17 protein-coding genes are annotated in these 21,051 nt (G+C 68.9%); 10 read left to right on the top strand and 7 right to left on the bottom strand.

Annotated features, from left to right (window positions below; genetic code table 11):
• The first annotated feature begins 47 nt into the window (after window positions 1-47).
• The 3 genes from otsB to CURTO8I2_RS00945 are packed head-to-tail and all read left to right on the top strand — an operon-like array spanning window position 48 to window position 3,978.
• On the top strand, window positions 48-821 hold the full coding sequence (otsB, locus tag CURTO8I2_RS00955; protein ID WP_236550961.1) for a trehalose-phosphatase: 774 nt from the start codon (window positions 48-50) through the stop codon (window positions 819-821).
• A complete protein-coding gene (locus tag CURTO8I2_RS00950; protein WP_159677910.1) occupies window positions 818-2,608 on the top strand; it encodes a glycoside hydrolase family 15 protein in 1,791 nt (596 codons plus the stop codon). The genes otsB and CURTO8I2_RS00950 overlap by 4 nt, the downstream gene beginning before the upstream one ends.
• The gene (locus CURTO8I2_RS00945; RefSeq protein ID WP_159677908.1) at window positions 2,605-3,978 is read left to right on the top strand and encodes a trehalose-6-phosphate synthase; all 1,374 of its coding nucleotides are present in this window, start codon (window positions 2,605-2,607) and stop codon (window positions 3,976-3,978) included. Before CURTO8I2_RS00950 ends, CURTO8I2_RS00945 begins: the two co-directional genes overlap by 4 nt.
• A 188-nt stretch (window positions 3,979-4,166) precedes the next feature.
• Here CURTO8I2_RS00945 and gloA read toward each other — a convergent pair whose 3' ends face one another.
• The 5 genes from gloA to CURTO8I2_RS00920 form a co-directional block, all read right to left on the bottom strand.
• Window positions 4,167-4,697 carry a lactoylglutathione lyase gene (gene gloA, locus CURTO8I2_RS00940; RefSeq protein ID WP_159677907.1) on the bottom strand — a complete coding sequence of 177 codons (531 nt, stop codon included), beginning with the start codon at window positions 4,695-4,697 and terminating at the stop codon, window positions 4,167-4,169.
• A gap of 58 nt (window positions 4,698-4,755) precedes the next feature.
• A complete protein-coding gene (locus CURTO8I2_RS00935; protein WP_159677905.1) occupies window positions 4,756-5,313 on the bottom strand; it encodes a DUF4166 domain-containing protein in 558 nt (185 codons plus the stop codon).
• Window positions 5,314-5,368: 55 nt separating this feature from the next.
• Window positions 5,369-6,976 carry a hypothetical protein gene (locus CURTO8I2_RS00930; protein WP_159677903.1) on the bottom strand — a complete coding sequence of 536 codons (1,608 nt, stop codon included), beginning with the start codon at window positions 6,974-6,976 and terminating at the stop codon, window positions 5,369-5,371.
• 263 nt (window positions 6,977-7,239) lie between these two features.
• On the bottom strand, window positions 7,240-9,486 hold the full coding sequence (locus tag CURTO8I2_RS00925) for a TonB-dependent receptor (RefSeq protein WP_159677901.1): 2,247 nt from the start codon (window positions 9,484-9,486) through the stop codon (window positions 7,240-7,242).
• A 38-nt stretch (window positions 9,487-9,524) separates the two neighbouring features.
• The gene (locus tag CURTO8I2_RS00920; protein WP_159677899.1) at window positions 9,525-10,016 is read right to left on the bottom strand and encodes a DUF3574 domain-containing protein; all 492 of its coding nucleotides are present in this window, start codon (window positions 10,014-10,016) and stop codon (window positions 9,525-9,527) included.
• A 241-nt stretch (window positions 10,017-10,257) separates the two neighbouring features.
• Here CURTO8I2_RS00920 and CURTO8I2_RS00915 point away from each other — a divergent pair, with 241 nt between their 5' ends.
• The gene (locus CURTO8I2_RS00915; protein ID WP_159677897.1) at window positions 10,258-12,699 is read left to right on the top strand and encodes a TonB-dependent receptor; all 2,442 of its coding nucleotides are present in this window, start codon (window positions 10,258-10,260) and stop codon (window positions 12,697-12,699) included.
• A gap of 75 nt (window positions 12,700-12,774) precedes the next feature.
• Complete coding sequence (locus CURTO8I2_RS00910; protein ID WP_159677895.1) at window positions 12,775-14,334, top strand: sodium/solute symporter; 1,560 nt, start codon at window positions 12,775-12,777, stop codon at window positions 14,332-14,334.
• Here the strand turns inward: CURTO8I2_RS00910 and pgeF are convergent.
• The gene (pgeF, locus tag CURTO8I2_RS00905) at window positions 14,331-15,098 is read right to left on the bottom strand and encodes a peptidoglycan editing factor PgeF (protein ID WP_159677893.1); all 768 of its coding nucleotides are present in this window, start codon (window positions 15,096-15,098) and stop codon (window positions 14,331-14,333) included. The two genes, CURTO8I2_RS00910 and pgeF, sit on opposite strands and share 4 nt — an antisense overlap.
• Window positions 15,095-16,084: a 23S rRNA pseudouridine(1911/1915/1917) synthase RluD gene (gene rluD / locus CURTO8I2_RS00900; protein WP_159677891.1), complete on the bottom strand. Its 990-nt coding sequence runs from the start codon at window positions 16,082-16,084 to the stop codon at window positions 15,095-15,097. Before rluD ends, pgeF begins: the two co-directional genes overlap by 4 nt.
• A 90-nt stretch (window positions 16,085-16,174) precedes the next feature.
• Here rluD and CURTO8I2_RS00895 point away from each other — a divergent pair, with 90 nt between their 5' ends.
• The 5 genes from CURTO8I2_RS00895 to CURTO8I2_RS00875 all read left to right on the top strand — a co-directional run bounded on the left by CURTO8I2_RS00895 (window position 16,175) and on the right by CURTO8I2_RS00875 (window position 21,016).
• On the top strand, window positions 16,175-17,041 hold the full coding sequence (locus tag CURTO8I2_RS00895) for an outer membrane protein assembly factor BamD (RefSeq protein WP_159677889.1): 867 nt from the start codon (window positions 16,175-16,177) through the stop codon (window positions 17,039-17,041).
• A 442-nt stretch (window positions 17,042-17,483) separates the two neighbouring features.
• Window positions 17,484-17,774 carry a hypothetical protein gene (locus tag CURTO8I2_RS00890; RefSeq protein ID WP_159677887.1) on the top strand — a complete coding sequence of 97 codons (291 nt, stop codon included), beginning with the start codon at window positions 17,484-17,486 and terminating at the stop codon, window positions 17,772-17,774.
• Between the two features lie 216 nt (window positions 17,775-17,990).
• A complete protein-coding gene (locus tag CURTO8I2_RS00885) occupies window positions 17,991-18,911 on the top strand; it encodes a lauroyl acyltransferase (protein WP_159677885.1) in 921 nt (306 codons plus the stop codon).
• A gap of 10 nt (window positions 18,912-18,921) precedes the next feature.
• Window positions 18,922-19,479 (top strand): PH domain-containing protein, encoded by a 558-nt coding sequence (locus tag CURTO8I2_RS00880; RefSeq protein ID WP_159677883.1) that lies wholly within the window; start codon window positions 18,922-18,924, stop codon window positions 19,477-19,479.
• A complete protein-coding gene (locus CURTO8I2_RS00875) occupies window positions 19,466-21,016 on the top strand; it encodes a PH domain-containing protein (RefSeq protein WP_159677881.1) in 1,551 nt (516 codons plus the stop codon). Before CURTO8I2_RS00880 ends, CURTO8I2_RS00875 begins: the two co-directional genes overlap by 14 nt.
• The last annotated feature ends 35 nt before the right edge of the window (window positions 21,017-21,051 follow it).

The following is a 21,051-nucleotide window of genomic DNA, read 5'->3' as shown; positions in this document are numbered from 1 at the left end:
ACACCGGAAGCCACGCCCCCATCCCCCGCCACGGCTGTGTCCGCACTGTGTCCGCACTGCCGCCCCCGCCCGCGCTGCCGGGCCACGCCGCGCTGTTCCTAGATGTCGACGGCTGCCTGCTGCCGTTCGCGCCGCGTCCCGACGCCGTGTCGGTGCCCCCTGCACTGCTCGCGCGCCTGATCGTGCTGCAGCAGCAGCTGGGCGGCGCGCTGGCGCTGGTCAGCGGCCGCAACCTCGCCACGCTCGACCAGCTGTTCGCGCCGCAGGTCTTCGCCGCCGCCGGGCTGCATGGCGTGGAGCGTCGTCGCTCCGGCCACACCGGCGCCGCCGGCGATGTGCCGCCTGCACTGGCGCGCGCGCGCCAGGCGGCGATGGCGTTGATCGAATCGCACCCCGGTGCCCTGGTCGAGGACAAGGGCGCAGCGCTCGGTCTGCACTGGCGGATGGTCGCGCCCGCGCGCAAGGCCGACACCGAGCGCGCGCTGCAGGCATTCGCAGCCGACGCCCTCATCGACCTGCCCGGGTACCAGCTGCAGCCCGGCGACCACGTGATCGAACTGCGCCCGCGTCATGCCGACAAGGGCAGCGCGATCCTCGCGTTTCTCGACGAAGCGCCCTTCGCCGGCCGCGTGCCGGTGTTCGCCGGCGACGACTTGACCGACGAGCCCGGCTTCCGCGCCGTGAACGCCCAAGGCGGCATCAGCGTGCTGGTCGGCGATCGCGCCGGCAGCGCCGCCCGTTTCCGCCTGCCCGACCCTGCCGCGGTCCACGCCTGGCTCAGGGTCGCCACCGACGCACCGACTCCGGAGGTATCCCCATGACCCAACCGCTCGCCCCCAGCCTCGATCTCGGTCTCGTCGGCAACGGCAGTTTCGGCGCGCTGTTCGAACGCAACGCGCGGCTGGTGTGGTCCTGCCTGCCGGCGTTCGACGGCGATCCCGCGTTCTGCGCGCTGCTGTCGCCGAAGGACGGCCACGGCGACTGGTCGATCGAGCTCGATGATTTCGAACGCAGTGAGCAGAGCTATGTCGAGAACACCGCGATTCTGCGCACCGTGCTCTACGACCGTCACGGCGCGTCGCTGGAGATCACCGACTTCGCGCCGCGCTGGCGCCAGCACGACCGCTTCTACCGGCCGGTGATGCTGATGCGCCGTGTGCGCCTGCTCTCGGGCAGCCCGCGTATCCGCGTGCTGCTGCGTCCGCTGGCCGACTGGGGCGCACGCGTGCCCGACAGCACCTGGGGCAGCAACCACATCCGCTACGTGCTGCCCGGTTTCACGCTGCGCGCGACCACCGATCTGCCGATCCGCCTGCTACGCGACGGCCTGCCCTTCGTGCTCGATCGCGACCTGCACTTCCTGCTCGGCCCCGACGAAACCCTGACCCAGCCGCTGCCGGAGTTCGTGCGCGATGCGATCCACCGCACCACGAACTACTGGCGCGAATGGGTTCGTTACCTGTCGATTCCGCTCGACTTCCAGGAAGCGGTGATCCGCAGCGCGATCACGCTGAAGCTGTGCCAGTACGAGGACAGCGGCGGCATCATCGCGGCGATGACGACGTCGATCCCCGAAGCCGCCGACACCGAGCGCAACTGGGATTACCGCTACTGCTGGATGCGCGATTCGGCCTTCGTCGTGCGCGCGCTCAACCGTCTCGGCGCGACGCGCACGATGGAGGAATACATCCGCTACATCTTCAACCTGACCGTCAGTGACGATGGCGACATGCAGCCGCTGTACGGCATCGGCTTCGAGCACGAATTGACCGAGGAGACGATGCCGGCGCTGGACGGCTACCGCGGCATGGGGCCGGTGCGCCGCGGCAATCTCGCCTACGTGCAGCGTCAGCACGACACCTACGGCAGCGTGGTGCTCGCGTCTACGCAGCTGTTCTTCGATCGCCGTCTGGAACACCGCGGCGACGCGGCGACGTTCCGCAAGCTCGAGCCGCTGGGCGAACTCGCGTTCAAGCTCTTCGACCAGCCCGACGCGGGCCTGTGGGAATTCCGCGGCAAGGCGCATGTGCACACGTACTCCGCAGTGATGTGCTGGGCCGCCTGCGACCGACTGGCGCGGATCGCTGGGCAGCTCGGCCTCGACGACCGCATCGGCGTCTGGCGCGAACGCGCGGACGGCATGCGCGAGCGGATTCTCGGCGAAGCGTGGAATGCCGAGCTCGGCCACTTCGCCGATGCCTTCGGTGGCGACCGGCTCGATGCCTCGCTGCTGCTGCTCGCCGATCTCGGGTTCGTCACCCCGGAAGACCCGCGCTTCATCGGTACGGTCGAGGCGATCGGCCAGTCGCTGCGCCACGGCGACGGCCTGTTCCGCTACGTCACGCCCGATGACTTCGGCACGCCGGAAACCAGCTTCACGATCTGCACGTTCTGGTACATCGATGCGCTGGCGTCGATCGGCCGGACGCACGAGGCGCGGCAGCTGTTCGAGACGTTGCTGTCGCGCCGCAACCATCTCGGCCTGCTGTCGGAGGACCTGTCGTTCGAGACCGGCGAGGCCTGGGGCAACTTCCCGCAGACCTATTCGCATGTCGGCCTGATCATGGCGGCGATGCGCCTGTCGCGGTCCTGGCAGGACGCGGCATGAGCCGCCTGGTCGTCGTCTCCAACCGTGTCGCGCTGCCGGGCGCCAGCCAGAACGGCGGCCTCGCGACGGCGCTCGACGCGGCGCTGAAGGAGACCGGCGGCCTGTGGTTCGGCTGGAGCGGCAAGGTCGCGCGTGCGCATTCGGGCGAGCTGCACCACCAGCAGGCCGACGGCATCGAATACCTCACCGTCGATCTGTCGCGCGAGGATTACGAGGGGTATTACAACGGCTTCTCCAACCGCACGCTGTGGCCGCTGCTGCATTTCCGGCTGGATCTGGTCGATTACAACGCGCTGACCCAGGCCGCGTATCGCGGCGTCAACGCGCTGTTCGCCGAGAAGCTGTCGAAGGAGCTGCGCGACGACGACATCGTCTGGGTGCAGGACTATCACCTGTTCCCGCTCGCGCAGGAACTGCGCAAGCGCGGTGTCGGCGCGCGGATCGGCTTCTTCCTGCATGTGCCGTTTCCGTCGGCCGACATCGTCGCCGGCCTGCCGCATCACGAGAAGACCTTCGGCGCGCTGTCGTCCTACGACCTCGTCGGGTTCCAGACCGAGCGCGATCTCGAACGCTTCCAGGATTACATCCGCCTGTTCCGCGGCGGCCAGGTCGCCGCCCAGGGCGATCTGCGTGATCACGACGGCCGTCGCTTTTCGGCAGCCGCGTTCCCGATCGGCATCGATGCCGGCGTGATCGAATCCCTGGCCGAGACCGCGGCGCGCAGCGCGACGACCAAACGCATGCAGGCGAGCCTCAACGGCCGTGCGCTGGCGATCGGCGTCGACCGGCTGGATTACTCGAAAGGCCTGCCGGAGCGCTTCCGCGCGATCCAGCGCTTCTTCGAACGCCACACCGACCAGCGCGGCAAGCTGACCTATCTGCAGATCGCCCCGGTGTCGCGCGGCGGCGTCGCCAGCTACCGCACGCTGCGCCGCGAACTGGAGCAGTACGCCGGCCACATCAACGGCGCACATGCCGAGCCCGACTGGACGCCGGTGCGCTACGTCAATCGCACCTACCCGCATCCGGCGTTGACCGGCTTCTATCGCCTGTCGCGCATGGCGCTGGTCACGCCGCTGCGCGACGGCATGAACCTAGTCGCGAAGGAGTACGTCGCCGCGCAGGACGCCGAGGATCCCGGCGCGCTGGTGCTGTCGATCTTCGCCGGCGCCGCGCGTGAACTGGACGGCGCACTACTGGTGAATCCGTTCGACAGCGACGGCGTCGCCGATGCGATTGCAGCGGCAATGGCGATGCCGCTCGAGGCGCGCCGCGAGCGTTGGCAGTCGATGATCACGCGCATCCGCGAGTACGACATCCACGCGTGGCGGAAGGATTTCCTGTCGCGCCTGGCCGCGACGCGGAGCTGAGACTTGTTCTGAAGCCCTCCCCCGCCTGCGGGGGAGGGTTGGGTGGGGGCGAATCATCAAATCGCCTGGAAGACTGTTCTGCGCGAACAGCGGACTGGACAGTTCCATGCGCGAACGTATCGATCGCCCCCATCCCGACCTTCGACCCGTAAAGGGCCCAATGCCCCGCGAGCGGGGGAAGGCAAAAATCAAAGCTTCGCCGGCTGGATGATCTCCACCCAGTAGCCGTCCGGATCCTTGATGAAGGCGATCGACTTCATCGTGCCGTCGGTTAGGCGCTTCTGGAACGGCACGCCCAGGTCTTCGAAACGCGCACACGCGGCGCGGACATCCGGAACGCTGACGCAGATGTGGCCGAAGCCGCGCGGATCGCTGTTGCCGTCGTGGTAGACCGCGCCGTCCTGCGATTCGGTGCCGTGGTTATGGGTGAGTTCGAGCACGCCCGGCTGGCGTGCGAGCCATTCGCGGCGCGCGTCTTCCTCGTCGGGGATGCCGGCGGTGTCGTCGACCAGCGCGAGGAAGAACAGCGAGAACTTCGCCTGCTCGAAATCGGCCTTGCGCACCAGGGTGAAGCCGAGCACACGGGTGTAGAAATCGAGCGACGCCACCGGGTCCTTGATGCGCAGCATGGTGTGGTTGAACACGAAATCTCGGGTAGCGGCATCGCGCGCGGCGACGCCCGGCACATTGGCGAGATCGGCAAGGGTGTGTGCGGTCATGGCGCGAGCTCCTGTGAGGGGGCCGTCCATTATCGGCGAAGCCGCCGTTAGGCCGCGGTCACGCGGCGTCAGCGGGCGCCGTCAGCAGCCAGCCGTGGTAGCGCACTATCGGCCCGGCCAACGGCAGCGCGGCTTCGATCTCGAAGGCGTACCGTCCGTCGACTTCCCGTTCGTTGCAGCGGATGTCGCGGAACAGCGCGACGGGCAATGGCAGCACGCCGAGCAGCCGCGCCCCGGCGACGTTCCAGAAGATCGTGCCGTCCCAGGTGTGCAGCACGAACCGGAAATGCACCGGCCCGATGCGCTCGCGCAATTCGCCATTGCGATGCGACAGGCGCGAGCGCATGCGCGAGGCCTTCGGCGGGGTGCCGAACACGCGTGACCAGACCTCGCCCTTCGGGCCGCTGGCGAAATCGACCGTGATCGGCGCGCCGGTCATCGCCCTCGGCATGCCCGCCAGACGCCCGCACACGCGCGACAACAGCCCCGTGCCACGCACCACCGTCACCTCGCCGCTGTAGCGCGCCGTGCCATGCACGCCATGCAGCGCGCGCAAGGCATCGGGCAGACGGAAGAACGCGGCGCCGAGCAGAGTCTGGTAGAGGGTCGGCGTCATCGCGCGGCAGGTCGGATCCGGGCGGCGCAGGATAGCGCCTGCGCGCCCGGTTCGATCAGTCCGGCGTTGTCGGCGTCGGCTGGCGTTGCAGAGCCAGCAGGCCCACCAGGGCGGCGAACACCGCGTAGGCTACGGCGAAGTTGAACGCGATCGCCTGGCGCAGGCCCTCGAGCTGCCATGGCAGCACCAGCGCACCGGTCGGATCCACCGAGTGGATCACGCCGAACAGGGTGGCGACGGCCGCGGCCAGCAGGGTCGCGACCGCGATGCCGGGGCGCCGGTCGACCAGCGCGACCAGCGCGGTCGCCCACAGCATCGCGGTGATGATGAAGCCGTTGCCGAGCACGACGATCGTCGCCATCTCCGGTAGGCCGTGACCGGCATCGACCTGCGCATACAGCGCGGCCATGCGCTCGGGATCGATCCAGGCCGGATTGCCGAACTTGATGTTGAGCAGGTAGGCGATCGCCGGCAGGAAGGCCAACGACACCGCGATCGCGTGCTCGCGCTTCGTGCTGTGGAAGGCCTGCACGGTGATGTCGATGCCGACGAAGACGATGATCGGCGCGAGCACCGCGACCGGCAGCCACTGCACCAGGCCGGAGACGAGACCGAGCATGCCGCCGACGCCGATGAAGAGGCCCGTCAGCAGCGTATAGCCGGTGCGCGCGCCCATGTGCTTGTAGGCCGGCTGGCCGATGTAGGGCGTGGTCTGCGCGACACCGCCGCAGACGCCGGCGACTAGGGTCGACACCGCTTCGACCAGCAGCACGTCGCGCGTGCGGTAGTCGTCACCGGCGGCGCGCGCGCTTTCGCTGACGTTGATGCCGCCGACGACCATCAGCAGGCCGAACGGCAGCAGCAGCGACAGATAGGGCAGCGTCGCCGGCAGCCCGTCGACGAACCCGAGATTCGGCCACGGCAGCGCGGGCGCCGGCCAGCTGGCCTCCGGCAAGGCGAAGCCCGGCGACAGCCCGGCGAGCCCGAGGCCGTAGTACAGCGCGAGACCGACGAGCAGGGCGAACGGCACCCCGGGCAGGCGCAGCGGCACCGGACCGCGCCCGACCAGCACGTACAGCAGCAGGCCGAGCGTCGCGAAGCCGGCGACCGGCGAGCGCAGGGTTTCGATCAGCGGCAGGAAACCGAGCAGCATCAGCGCCGCGCCGCCGATCGAACCCAGCAGCGCCGCACGCGGCACCACGCGGGTGATCCAGTCGCCGGCGAAGGACAGCACGAGTTTCAGCGTGCCCATCACCACCAGCGAGGCCATGCCGAGCTGCCAGGTGGCGATGCCGGCGGCCTCCGCCTCCATGCCCTGCTGGCGGAATGCGACGAACGCCGGGCCCAGCACCAGCAGCGCCATGCCGATGCTGGTCGGTGCATCGAGGCCGAGCGGCATCGCGGTGACGTCGTCGCGCCCGGTGCGCTGCGCGAGGCGCCGCGCCATCCATGTGTACATCAGGTTTCCGACCAGCACGCCGAATGCGGTGCCGGGGAACATGCGCCCGAACACGATGTCGGCCGGCACCCCGAAGATCCCCACCAGCGCCGCGGCGATGAAGCCGAGGATCGAGAGGTTGTCGACGACGAGGCCGAAGAAACCGTTGATGTCGCCGGGGACGAACCAGCGGGGGCGATGCGTAGGGGTTGCGGCGGTGGACATCGGTTTCCCGGAGTTGGAAGAAATCTCTCTAACCCGTCATTCCGGCGGCTCTCAACAGCCGAATGGCTGGTCAAGCCGAAATCCATCTTGATCTTGCTTCAACGTTTCCTTCGCGGAACACCATGCAAAGGCGAAGATCAAATGGGTTCCAGCTTCCGCTGGAACGACGTGGACGAATTCGAATGCGAACGGACGCGCGATCGCGCGTCCTGACAAGCAACCGAGACCCACCACGGAACGCCATGACGGGTCGAGAAACAACCTCAGAACTTCGCCGTGAACTCCACACCCCAGGTCCGCGGTTCGTTGATGAAGCCTGTCAGGTTGTTGAAGTCGATACCGCCGACGATGCGCGTGCTGTCGGTGATGTTGCGGCCGAACACGGCGAGGTCGTAGTTGCCCTGGTTCCAGTTCGTGCCGACGCGCAGGCCGCCTTCCAGCGTCGAGCGGCCGCGGAATTCCGGCGATTCGTAGAGGAAGAAGTTGACCTGGCCGCGGTACGCCCAGTCGGTGTAGACGTAGAACTCGGCGTCGTCGCCGACCGGCTTTGCCCAGCGCGCGGTGAGGTTGTGGATCCACTTCGGCGCCTGCGGCAGCGGATTGCCGTCGACAAGGGCGAAGCCGTTGACGGTCGGATCGGTCACGGTGCAGCCGCCACCGCAGACCGCGACCGCGAGGTTCGGGTCGCGGATCTCGGTGTCGTTGTAGCTCGTGCCCCAGGTCACCAGCAGCGTGTCGGTCAACCACGCCTGCAGGTCGAGCTCGGCGCCCTGCCCGATCGACTTGTCGGCGTTGAGCAGGATCGCCTGGTTGGTCGCGCCGCCGACGGCGATCAGCTGCTGGCCGTCGACGTTGTAGCGGAACAGGTTGAAGCCGATGCGGCCGCGGCGGTCCCACAGGTCGGCCTTGATGCCGACTTCGTACGAGATCACTTCTTCCGAATCGGCGACCGAGATGCCGCCGAATGCGAGACGGCCCTGAATCGACGGTGCGCGGAAGCCCTTGGCGACACGGCCGTAGACGTTGACGTCGTCGTTGAGTTCGTAGACCGCACTCGCGTCCCAGCTGATGTCGTCGACATCGGTGGTCTCGAAGAACGGACCGCCGACCGGCGTGCCGAACGGCACCGCCTGCAGCACGCTGGCGCTGAAGTCCTTCTTGTCCTGCGTGTAGCGCAGGCCGCCGCGCAGCGTGAGCTTGTCGCTGACGTCGTATTCGCCGGACGCGAACAGCGCCCACGCGGTATTGCGCTGTTCCTGCACGGCGTGGCCGGTCTGCGGATTGCCGGGCGCGAGCGAGTCGTAGTTGAGGCTGTCGACGGTCAGCTCTTCGCGGAACCAGAATGCGCCGGCCTGCCAGTCGAAGGGACCGTCGAGATTCGACTCGATGCGCACTTCCTGGGTGATCTGCTTGTGTTCGGGAATGCCGTCGGCCGACTCCGCTGCGAACGGAATGAATCCCGGTCCGGAATCGGGCAGGAACGCGGCGCCGTAACCGCCGTCGATGTCGCCGCGGTTCAAGGATTCCAGCGTCTCGTAACCGGTGATCGCGTACAGGCTGTACTGACCGAAATCCCAGCGCAGGCGGGCGCTGCCGCCCCAGGTCTCCAGATCGGAGAAATTGACGCCGTCCAGCGACACGGTGTCGCGATCGAAGCCCGGCACGAAGCGGTTGCTGCCCGGCTCGACGAGATTCGCGCGGAACAGACGCGCGGTGCCGTTGAGATCGCGGCGATGCAGATTGAACAGGCCTTCGAAGCCGTCGCCCTCGTAGAGGAACTGCACGCGCGCGGCGGATTCGTCATAGCCCTCAAAACCGTCGTTGGGCGCTCCGGCGAGGGTGTTGCGCACCGAATCGTCGCGGCGCTGGTACAGCGCCGACACGCGCGCCGACCAGCGCTCAGTCAGCGCGCCGCCGACCGCGCCTTCGAAGTTCCACATGTTGTCGCTGCCGTAGGCCAGCTTGCCGTAGCCCTCGAAGTCCTGGCTCGGGCGCACCGAATCGAACTTCACCACGCCGGCCGGCGTGTTGCGGCCGAACAGCGTGCCCTGCGGGCCGCGCAGCACTTCGACGCCGGCGATGTCGAACACTGGGAACCCCTTCAGCAGCGGGTTTTCCAGCACAACGTCGTCATAGATCAGCGAAACGGGCTGCGAGGCATTGAGATCGAAGTCGGTATTGCCGAGACCGCGGATGTAGAAGCGCGGAAACGCGCGGCCGTAGCTCGATTCGATGTTGAGGCTGGGCACGCGGCCCGACAGGAACCGGATGTCGGTGCCGCCGCTGCCGAGCACGCCGAGCTTCTCGGCGTCGAGCGTGGTGATCGACACCGGCACGTCCTGGATGTTCTCCACCCGGCGCTGGGCGGTGACCTGCACCGCATCCAGCGTGGCGGGGCTGGCTGGCGTCGCCGCGTCCTGGGCGAACGCCCCTGCCGGCAGCGCGCAGGCGAGCGCGAAGGCAAGTCGGGCGGGGCGGAACGCAGTCGGGCGGGCGCGGCTGGACGACATCGGAGGAACCTCGGCGGGCGGAGTGGAACGCGGGATGGTCAGAATGAGACGTCGGCGTGCAGCTGCGAGCGCAGGACCGAGAGATGGCCGGTTTCCTGTTTCCAGGCGACGCGGACCGCTTCGATCGCGGCAGCCTGCGCCGGCGTATCGGGATGATGCACGACCAGCTCCTTGGAGCGCAGCCGCGACGGCGTCGTCGCACCTGGCGGCAACCATTGTCCATAGACGTCGAGCACGCTCAGACCGCCCGGAAAGCGCGGCGTGACCTCGCGGTCGAGGAAGTCGAGCCAGCGCTGCTCGGCCGCGGCGGCATCCTCGGGCGAGGCGTTCCACGGGCTGGTCGCGAAATACAGTTCAGTGCGCACCCAGCCCTTGCCGTCGGCCGGGCGGGCGTCATCCCCGTGATAGGCCGCGGTGGCGGACTGCGCGGATGGCGCCGCGCCGGCCGTCGGCGTCCCCGCGCACGCGGCGAGGCACAGCGCGGCCAGCGACGGCATCAGCACACGGACATCGAAGACACGAAGAGCCATGGGGACTTCCTGGAGAACGGCGGGCTGCCAATCGTAGGGAGCCGCGGGACCGGAAATTGTTGCGCTGCCGCAACACTGTATCGCTTTATCCGGATGGACGCATTGATTTCGTTCTGCGACTAATACGGGCCGGCCCCAGCGGCCGCGCGTCGCCGGCATCGGACTCCGCACGCACCTCCCCCCGGTTCCGCCGGCGGAGTCCGATGTCGGGTGACGCTTCTCCGCCCGCCCAGGAATCTCCATGCCGCAGTCCGTCCGCCGCGCGTCCGCGCCGCTCGCCGCCGCCATCGCCCTTGTCCTGGCCGCGCCCGCGTTCGCGCAGTCCCCACCCGACGACGGCGCGACCCGACTCGATGCGGTCATCGTCACCGGCACCCGCGCGACCGATCGCACGGTGCTCGAATCGACCTCGCCGATCGACGGGCTGGACGCGGACGACCTGCGCCGCGCCGGCGCGGTCAACGGTGAACTCGGCGCTGCGCTGCAGGCGCTGCTGCCTTCGTTCAACATCCCGCGCCAGTCGAACTCCGGCGGTGCCGACCACATCCGCGCCGCGCAGCTGCGCGGCCTCTCCCCGGACCAGGTGCTGGTGCTGATCAACGGCAAGCGCCGGCATGTCTCGTCGCTGGTGACCACGGGCTCGAAGACCGGACGCGGCACCACGCCGGTCGACTTCAATGCGATTCCGCTCAGCGCGATCCAGCGCATCGAAGTGCTGCGCGACGGCGCGGGGGCGCAGTACGGCGCCGATGCGGTGGCGGGCGTGATCAACATCATTCTCGACGACGGCGGCGATGGCGGCGCGATCGAGGCAAGCTACGGCGCGCACCACACGACGTTCGAGCCCACCGACCAGCGCATCACCGACGGCCAGAGTGCGTCGCTCGCGGCGAAGGTCGGCACCGCGCTCGGCGAGGACGGCTTCCTGCGCGTGGGCCTGGAATACAAGGCACTCTCGCCGACCAACCGCGCCGGCTTCGACCAGATTCCGCCGTGGGACCAGACGCCGCGCAATCTCGAACTGCAGGGCCAGCGCAACTACCAGGCCGGCAACGGCGCGGCCCGGGACATCAACGGCTGGCTCAATACCGAGATCGCGCTCGGTGACGCCGCGACGTTCTATGCGTTCGGCACCTACGCCCAACGCGACACCGAAGGCGCGAACTACTTCCGCTATCCCGATGGCGAAGCGAACTGGCCGGAGGTGTATCCGAACGGGTTCCGCCCGGTGTCGATCGGCGAGAACCTCGATGTCGCGGGCGTCGCCGGTGTGCGCACGCAGTGGGGCGACTGGGATATCGACGCGAGCCTCAACCACGGCCGCAACGCGTTCACCTATCGCCTGCGCGATTCGATCAATGCCTCGCTCGGCCCGTCCAGCCCGACGCGCTTCAAGACCGGCGACTACGCATTCGACCAGACACTGGCCAACGTCGACGTCAGCCGCCTGTTCGCGCAGGGCGACACCCTGCACACCTTCGCGACCGGCGTGGAGTTCCGCGTCGAGAATTACGAGACCGGCGCCGGCGATCCGGCGAGCTATGCGGCCGGTCCGTTCACCGATCGCCCGACGGGTTCGCAGGCCGGCGGCGGCCTGACCCCGCAGGACGAAGCCGACCTCGACCGCGATGTCGCCAGCGTCTACGCCAGCGTGTCGAGCAGCTTCGGCGAGAAGCTCAGCACGGATGCCGCCGTGCGCTACGAGCACTACAGCGACTTCGGCGGCGAAGTGACCGGCAAGCTCGCCGCGCGCTACGCATTCGTGCCCGCGTTCGCGCTGCGCGGCGCGCTGTCGAAGAATTTCCGTGCGCCGTCGCTCGGCCAGATCGGTTACGAATCCACCGGCACCGGCTACAACGCCGCCGGCCAGCTGATCCAGAGCCGCTTACTGTCGGTCAACAATCCGATCGCCCGCGCGCTCGGCGCGACCGACCTCACGCCCGAGCAGTCGATCAACGCCAGCCTAGGGTTCACCAGCCAGATCGGTGAGACCTTCGACTTTTCGCTGGACCTGTTCCAGATCGACATCGACGACCGCGTCGCGCTGTCGGAAGCGATCACCAGCGATGCGCTGACCGACTTCATCGACGCGCAGTTCCGCGTGCCGGGTGTGCAGAGCGTCAGCTTCTTCACCAACGCCGCCGACACGCGCACGCGCGGCGCCGAGGCCGTCGCCAACTGGCGCCATCCGCTGGCCGGCGGTTCGCTGCTGTTGACCGGCACCTGGAGCTACGCCGACACCGAGATCAAGCGCATCGTCGCGACACCGGCCGCGCTGTCGGCGGTGGTGCCGGACGCGGTGCTGTTCGGCGTCGAGGAAAGCAACACGCTGACCGACGCCGCCCCGAGCACGCGCTCGGCGTTCACCGGCAGCTGGGGGGACGACACCTGGAACCTGCTCGCCCGCGTGACCCGCCACGGCAGCACCAAGCGCGTCTTCAACTTCGGCGGCGGGTTCGAGCCCGAGCAGGTCTACGGTGCGAAGTGGCAGCTCGACGCGGAAGCCGAAGTGCGCCTCGGCGACACGTGGACGCTCGCCGTCGGCGGTCAGAACCTGACCGACGAATACGCGGATCTCTCGAACGAGGACATCTTCTACTTCGGCAACCTGCCCTACGACGTGCTGTCGGGCATCGGCAGCAGCGGCCGATACGTGTACACGCGCGTGCGATACGCCTTCTGATCCACGGTCTCCAGCCTTTGCAAGCGGCCCGCGTCCTGTGTTCTGGTACACGGACACGGGCACACGGCGGGGACGATGGGGCAGCTGACGACGGTCGATTTCTGGGTCATCGGAGCCTATTTCCTCCTCACCGCGATCATGGGATTCTCGGCCACGCGACGGCACGCGACCTCCGACGAACTGTTCCTGGCCGGGCGCTCGCTCGGCCCGATCGCGGTCGGCGTGTCGCTGTTCGCGTCCAACATCTCGTCCGACACCCTGATCGGCCTGCCGGGCGCCGCGTATGCCACCGGCATCTCGGCGGCGAACTACGAATGGATGGCCGGCCTGGTGCTGATCGTCGCCGCGATCTTCGTCATGCCGGTGCTGCTGCGGCTGCGCATCGCGACGATGCCCGAACTGATGGAGCGCCGTTTCGATCCGCGGATGCGCAAGTACCTGTCGGTGGTCACGCTGTTCCTGTCGCTGGTGCTCGATACCGCCGGCACGCTGTATGCCGGTGGGCTGGTGGTCACGACCTTCGTCCCCGATCTCGAACTGTGGGCGGTCTGCCTGGGCATCGCCCTGTTCACCGCGCTCTACACCGCCTGCGGCGGCCTGCGCGCGGCGGTCCACACCGATCTGCTGCAGGGCACCGTGCTGCTGGTCGGCGCGGCGGCGCTGAGCCTGATGGTGTTCGCGCAGTTCGACTACAGCTGGGCGAACGTGGTCGCGCGCGTCGATCCCGACAAGCTGTCGCTGATCCGTCCGCTCGACGATCCCGGCCTGCCGTGGCTGGGGCTGATCACCGGCGTGCCGATCGTCGGTTTCTACTACTGGACGATGAACCAGTACGTCGTCCAGCGCGTGCTCGCCGCGCGCAACATCGAGGCGGCCAGCCGCGGCGCGGTGATCGCGGCCTTCCTCAAGCTGCTGCCGATCTTCCTGATGACGATCCCCGGCGCGATGGCGACGGTGCTGCTGCCCGACCTCGAACGTCCCGACCAGGCGTTCCCCGCCATGGTCACCACGTTCGCACCGGTCGGCCTGGCCGGACTGATCATCGCAGGACTGGTCTCGGCGCTGATGTCGACGCTGTCATCGACCCTCAACGCATCGGCGACGCTGCTGACGCTCGACTTCGTGCAACCGTACCGCCCGCACTGGCGATCGTCGCAGCTGGCGTGGACCGGCCGCATCGCGACGCTGGTGATCGCGCTGCTGGCCGCGGCGTGGGCGCCGATGATCCAGCACTTCTCCGGCCTGTGGAGTTACCTGCAGCAGGTCTTCGCGTTCGTGGCCTCGCCGCTGGTGGCGACCTTCCTGATGGGACTGTGGGTCCCCCGGCTCGGCGCGTCCGCCGCCTTGCGCGGCCTGGCCTGCGGCCATGCCCTCAGCGCAGCGCTGTTCGTGGTCTACGAAACCGTGGGGCTCGGCATGCACTTCAGCATCATCGGCGGCGTGCTGTTCGCCGCCACCGCGGCCTTCACCGCGTTCTGGATGTGGCAGCTGCAGGGCCGCGACCGGACCGGCCGGGACGCGGGCGAGATCCTGTCCCTGGCACGCCCGGGGCTGGTCCATCTGCCGCGCGACGTGCGGGTCGGCATCGTGCTCGTCCTGGGACTGACGGCGGCCATCCTGGTCGTGCTGCGCTAAGGGGCGATCCACGCCAGCGTCGCGATGCGGCCGGTGCGCTGGTCGCGACGATGCGAGAAGAACGCTTCGGGCTCGGCGATCGTGTCGCGGTCGCCGCCGTGGATCGCATCGCCGCGGATGCCTGCCGCTTCGAGACGCCGACGCGCGAGCGCGTACAGATCGACGCGCCAGTGCCCCGCACGCGTCGCGACGAACGCGGCGTCCGCGCCCGGATCGCCGGCGACGAAGGCATCGCGCACCTCCGCGCCGATTTCGTACGATGCCGGCCCCGCCGCCGGGCCGAGCCAGACCCGCATCTGCGCGGGCGAGGTCCGCATCGCCGCGACCGTCGCTTCGAGCACGCCCGCGGCGAGGCCGCGCCAGCCCGCGTGGGCCGCGCCGATCTCGCTGCCGTCCTCGGCGGCGAACACCACCGGCAGGCAATCGGCGGTCAGGATCGCAAGCACGACGCCCGCGTCCGATGTCACCGACGCATCGGCCTCGACCAGCGCCTGCTGCGCAACGCCCGCCGGCGCGACGAAGCGTGCGACCGCGACGCCGTGCACCTGCTGCAGCCAGTGCGGGGGCGACGGCAGGCCGGCGATGTCGACCAGTGCCTCGCGATTGCGCGCCACCGCATCCGGTTCATCACCGGCGGCGCTGCGGTGGTTGCCGAGATTGAACCTGTCGAACGGGGCCTGCGACACGCCGGCGCCGTGGCGCAGCGTCGTCAGCGCGTGCACGCCGCGGGGCGCAGGCCAGGCGGCGTGCAGCAGCGCGCTCACCGGCGGCCCATTTCCGCGTGCTCGATCGCATCCGCGCGCAGCACCTTGAGCAGGGCCTGCATGTCGGCCGGCAGCGGCGCGGTGCAGCGCACGGCCTCACCGGTGACCGGATGCCTGAACTCCAGCGTTTCGGCATGCAGCGCCTGGCGGCGGAAACCGCGCAGCATGGCGATCATCTCGTCCGAGGCGCCCTTGGGCAGCTTCAGCGAACCGCCGTAGAGCGGGTCGCCGAGGATCGCGTGGCGCAGATGCGCCATGTGCACGCGGATCTGGTGCGTGCGGCCGGTCTCGAGCCGGCATTCGAGCGCGGTGTGGGCGCGGAAGCGTTCGCGCAGACGGTAATGCGTCACGGCCTCGCGGCCGTCCTCGCGCACGCCCATGCGCAGGCGGTCGCGCGGGTGGCGGTCGATCGGCGCATCCGCGGTGCCGCCCGACACCAGCGCGCCGACCACGACGGCCAGGTACTGGCGATGGACGTCGCGCGCCGACAGCTGTTCGACCAGCGCGTTGTGCGCCTCGAGCGTACGCGCGACCACCATGACGCCGGAGGTGTCCTTGTCCAGCCGGTGCACGATGCCGGCGCGCGGCAGGGTCGCCAGCGAGGCGTCGCGGAACAGCAGCGCATTGACCAGGGTGCCGTCGTGATTGCCGGCGCCGGGGTGGACGACCAGCCCGGCGGGCTTGTCGATCACGATCACCTGGTCGTCCTCGAACAGCACCGACAGCGGGATGTCCTGCGGCTCGGCCGTGGTCTGGGTGTCCAGGATCACGTTCAGGCTGACGGTCTCCCCGCCCACTACCGCATCGCGGGGGCGCGGGACAACGCCGTCGAGCAGCACCTCGCCGGACTTGATCCAGGTGGTCAGCTTGGACCGCGAGAACTGCGGGAAGAGCTCGGCGAGCACGGCGTCGAAACGGCGCCCTGCCGCCGCATCCGGCACGGTGGCAGTGCGCTGGTCGGAGAGGTCGCTGGGGTCTTGCTGCATCGGGACGGCTCGGGTTCAGGCGGGGAAAGCCGGGCGATCCACCCGGACTGTTATTATCCGCGGTTCGTGCCCATACGCCCAATTGACCCCATGACCCCACGCCTCGCCTCGCCGTTCCGCGCCCTGGCCCGCACTTCGGTGCTTCTGCTGCTGGTCGTCATGGTCGCCGCGGGCTGCTCCCGCGACACCAAGGACGACGAGAACGAAGGCGTGCCCGTCGCCGAGCTCTACCAGAAGGGCCACGATTCGATGCGCAAGGGCAACTGGAGCAACGGCGCCACGTCGTTCCGCCGCCTGGTCGCCCAGTATCCGTATGGCCCGTATACCGAGCAGGCGCTCGTCGAGACGGCCTATGCGAACTACAAGATGGGCAACAACGAGGAAGCGATCTCGGGCATCGACCGCTTCATCCGGACCTATCCCACGCACCGCAACATTCCCTACATGTACTACCTGCGCGGCCTGGTGAACTCCAACCGCGACACGGTGTTCCTGCAGCGCGTGTGGAGCCTGGACAGCAGCCGCCGCGATCTGGCCTCGCCCAACCAGGCGTACGCGGACTTCAACACCGTGGCCGACCGCTACCCCAACAGCCGCTACGCCGCCGACGCGCGCGCGCAGATGGCCACGCTGCGCAACACCTTCGCGCGCCACGAGATCGAAACCGGCCTGTACTACCTGCGCCGCGAGGCCTACGTGGCCGCCGCGCAGCGCGCGACCTACCTGCTGGAGACCTACCCGCAGAGCGAGTACCAGAACGACGCGGTCGCGCTGCTCGCCGCCAGCTACGCCAACCTCGGCAACGACACGCTGGCCGCCGACGCCCGTCGCGTGCTCGAGCAGAACGAGCCCGACCACCCGTCGCTGACCGGCAAGTGGCCGAACGAGCCGTGGAAGATCCGTCGCCTCAACCCGTTCGCCAGCGAGCGCACCGCGATCGACGTCGACCGCGACTGAGGTTGCTGGTTGATTGAAGAGACGCCGCCTTCGGGCGGCGTTTTGCTTTGTGGTGTCTGCGGGTCTTCGGCTTCTGCTTTGGCTTTTTGGCTTTCGCTCTGGCTCTGGCTCTGGCTCTGGCTCTGGCTCTGGCTTTCAGCTTTTGATTCGAATCGAGCCGTAGAGCGAGCCGAGCACCGGAGCCTGGCGTGGCCGAAGAGCAGCCCATGTCTGAGCGAAGCGAGTTTGGGCTGCGGAACCGTAAAGGTCCCAATGTGCCGCGTCAGGCGAGGAGCACAGGGCACCGATGCGGCTTCATCGCATCGGCTCGCGTCCGGCGAAGGGACCTTTTGGTTCCTTTTGGGTCCATCCAAAAGGGACTCGCACGCGCAGCGGGCGAAAGCCCTGTACTTGCTTGCGCTTCTTCGCTCGTCGCTTTGCGACTTTGATATTCATGCCGGAGATGAAGATCAACCGCACAAGCGAAGATCAAGTACAGGGCTTCCGCGCTGTCGCGCGGCTTACTTTTGTCTTGGCAAAAGTAAGCAAAACCGTCTTCGCCGGACGCGAGCCGCCGCGACACAGCCGCGGCGGTCCCCTGCGCTTCTCGGACGACGGGGCACATTGGGACCTTCACGGTTCCGCAGCCCAAGCTCGCTGCGCTCAGACACGGGCTGCTCTTCGACCCCGCCGCCCTGCGATGCTCGGCTCGCTCTACGGCTCGATTGAGATCAAGGGCAAGGCGAAAAGCTGAAGCAGGAGCAAGCGCGAAAGCCAAAGCCAAAGCCAACGCCAAAGACGAAGCCGAAGCCGGAGCCGGAGCCGGAGCCGGAGCCGGATCAAAGACATCGCAAACAGCCCGCGCGACGCAACCACGTGCGCCCAGCGGTACACGTGCGAAGAGAACGTCGAAGCAAAGCCGACTTCCGGCACCTATCCCCATCCGCGCCACACCGCCTAGACTTCCGGCATGCCGGATCTGATCGCACGCATCCTCTATCTGCTCGCCACGCTCGTCGGCGCACTGCCGGCGCCGGTGCTGCGTGGCATCGCCGGCGTGGCCGCCACGCTCGGGCGACTGACGGGCAGCCGCGAGAGCCGGGTCGCGCTGCGCAATCTCGAACTCGCCTATCCCGAGCGGACCGACGACGAACGCGCGGCGCTGCAACACGCGATCCTGCGCACCACCGCCTTGCAGACGCTGGAGACGCTGCGGCTGTGGACGCGGCCGCACGCGCGCAATCTGCGGATGCTGCGCGAGCAGCATGGCGTCGGCCTGTTCGATGCGGCGCTGGCCGACGGCCGCGGCCTGATCGTCTGCGCCCCGCACTACGGCAACTGGGAACTGCTCAACCAGTGGCTGGCCGCGCGCACGCCGCTCTCGATCCTCTACCGCGCGCCGGATTCGGCGGTCGGTGAAGCGTTCCTGCGCCGCGTGCGCGCCGGCGTCCCGGATCGCGTGCGCCAGGTGCGCGCCGAAGGCCCGGCCGTGCGCCAGCTGTGGAAGACGCTCAAGGACGGCGGCGTGGTCGGCATCCTGCCCGACCAGCAGCCCAAGGCCGGCGACGGCGAATTCGCGCCGTTTTTCGGCTTGCCCGCACTGACGATGACGCTCGCCTCGCGCCTGGCCGAGCGCACCGGCGCGACCGTGCTGTTCGCGTACTGCGAGCGCATCGGCGACGGGCCGGATTTCGCGCTGCGCATCGAGCCCGCGCATCCCGCGATTGCCGATGTCGATCTGGTCCGCGCGACCACCGCGCTCAACGCCGGCGTCGAACACATCGCGCGGCGCGATCCGGCGCAGTACCAGTGGACCTACAAACGCTACAAGGCCCGGCCATCCGGCTCGGGTGACGACAATCCCTATCTCGACCTCGAACGTCGACGATGAGCACGCGCCGATGACCGCCAGCGAAGACCACGCCGCCACACCGCCGCCGCTGCCCGTCGAGCCGGCGGAGGCAGCTCCGCAGGTCGAGACCGATGTCTGGCAGCCGCTGCCGCTGCGGGCACGCACGCTGGCGACGATCGCGACCCTGATCGGCACCCTGATTCCGCTGGCGATCGCGTTGGGCGTCGGCCTGATCGCCGCAAACCGCCAGCCGCTGTCGTTCGCGATCGCCGGCGCATTGCTGCTGGTGATTCCGGCCTGGACGGTGTGGATCGCGCGCCGGCGCTGGCTGCGCACGCGCTGGCGGCTCGACGACGACGGCTTCGGCGTGCGCCGCGGGCACCTGTGGCGCAGCGACACGCGCGTGCCCGGCAATCGCGTGCAGCACCTGGACGTGCGGCGCGGTCCGCTGGAACGTGCGTTCGGACTGGCGACGCTGATCGTGCACACCGCCGGCACCCGCAGCAGTGCGCTGTCGCTGTCGGGGCTCGACTTCGATGAGGCCGAGCGGCTGCGCGACACGCTGGCCGCGCGCGCCGCCCGCGACGACGACCATGACGACGCCTGAGCCGGCCGCGCCGCAGGCGCTGCTGCCCGAAGACCACGAGCGCCGCCTGCATCCGGGCTCGTGGCTGTTCGTGCTGCTGCAGAACCTGCGGCAGTTCATCGTGCCGCTGGCGGTGCTGCTGTTCGCCGGCGGTCGCCGCGACGACGGGTATCCCTGGTGGCTGCCGATGATCGGCGTCGGCGCACTGGTTGTCGTGTCGGTCTGGCAATACCTGACCTTCCGCTACCGCATCGACGACGACCGGCTGATCGTGCGCAGCGGTCTGCTCGAACGCAGCGTCCGGCAGATTCCCTATTCGCGCATCCACAACGTCGCCATCCACCAGACGTTGCTGCACCGCGTGATGGGCGTCGCCGAGGTGCGGCTCGAGTCGGCCGGCGGCACCAAACCCGAAGCGCAGATGCGTGTGCTGCGGATGCCCGAGGCACTGGCACTCGAACAGCTGATCCGCGATCGCGGCCGCAGCGACGCGGTCACTGCGACGCCCGATGGCACACCGGTCGCCGCGCCCGAGGGCGCCACGCTGCTGGCGTTGTCGACCTGGGAAGTGGTCAAGCTCGGCCTGATTTCCAACCGCGGCCTGATCGTCGTCGCCGGCGCGGCCGCGCTGTCGTTCCAGGTCATGCCCGAACGCGCGATGGGACGACTGCTGGTCGAGTACGGCCGCGAGGCCTTCGGCTACGCCAGCGGCTTCGCGACGACGTGGATGGCCAAGGGCCTGGTGCTGATGGGCGTGATCGCGACGGCACTGGTACTGATCCGCGCGTTCTCGGTGCTGCTGGCGCTGCTGCGCTACCACGGGTTCCGCCTGCAGCGGCAGGGTCGACGCCTGACCGTCGAGCGCGGCCTGCTGGGTCGCTCGCGCAGCAGCGTGCCGCGCCGGCGCATCCAGGCGTGGACACTGCAGGAAGGCGTGCTGCATCGGCTGTTCGCGCGTCGCACGCTGGAGATCGACACCGCCAGCGCGCGTACCGGCGACGGCCAGGGCAATGCGAATGCGCAACGCGGGCTCGATGCCCTGGCGCCCATCGCACCGCCGGACACCTGCGATGCGATCGTGCGCGACATCGCCCTGCTGCCGTCGTGGCCGCCGCAACACTGGCAGCCGCTGCATCCGCGCGCCTGGCAGCGCCTGATGCTCGGCGACCTGTTCGTGAGCGCCGGCCTGTGCGCGGCGCTGGCCTGGTTCTTCCAGTGGTGGGGCGCGCTGGGCCTGCTGTGGCTGCCGTGGTCGATGTTCGTCGCCCGCCGCCATGCCGCGCGCGCCGGTTACGCGGTCGACGATGCCCTGGTCGCGGTGCGCGAAGGCTGGTGGTCGCGCAGCTGGCGCTTCGCCGAACTCGGCAAGCTGCAGGCCGTCGAACTGCGCCAGTCGCCGCTGGATCGCCGCTTCGGCATGGCCTCGGTGTGGCTCGACACCGCCGGGGCCAATCCGCTGACGACTCCGCTGCGCCTGCGCTTCCTCGCGCTCGACGATGCCGAACGCATCCACGCCACGCTCGCCAGGGCGATCGCACGGCGGCCGCTGCGCTGGTGAAGGGCTCCGCCCGCTGTTTTTGACAATGAGATTCA

The sequence above is a fragment of the Luteimonas sp. 9C genome (genome assembly GCF_902506295.1).
Taxonomy (GTDB): domain Bacteria; phylum Pseudomonadota; class Gammaproteobacteria; order Xanthomonadales; family Xanthomonadaceae; genus Luteimonas.
This window is presented reverse-complemented; position numbering and strand designations above follow the sequence as displayed.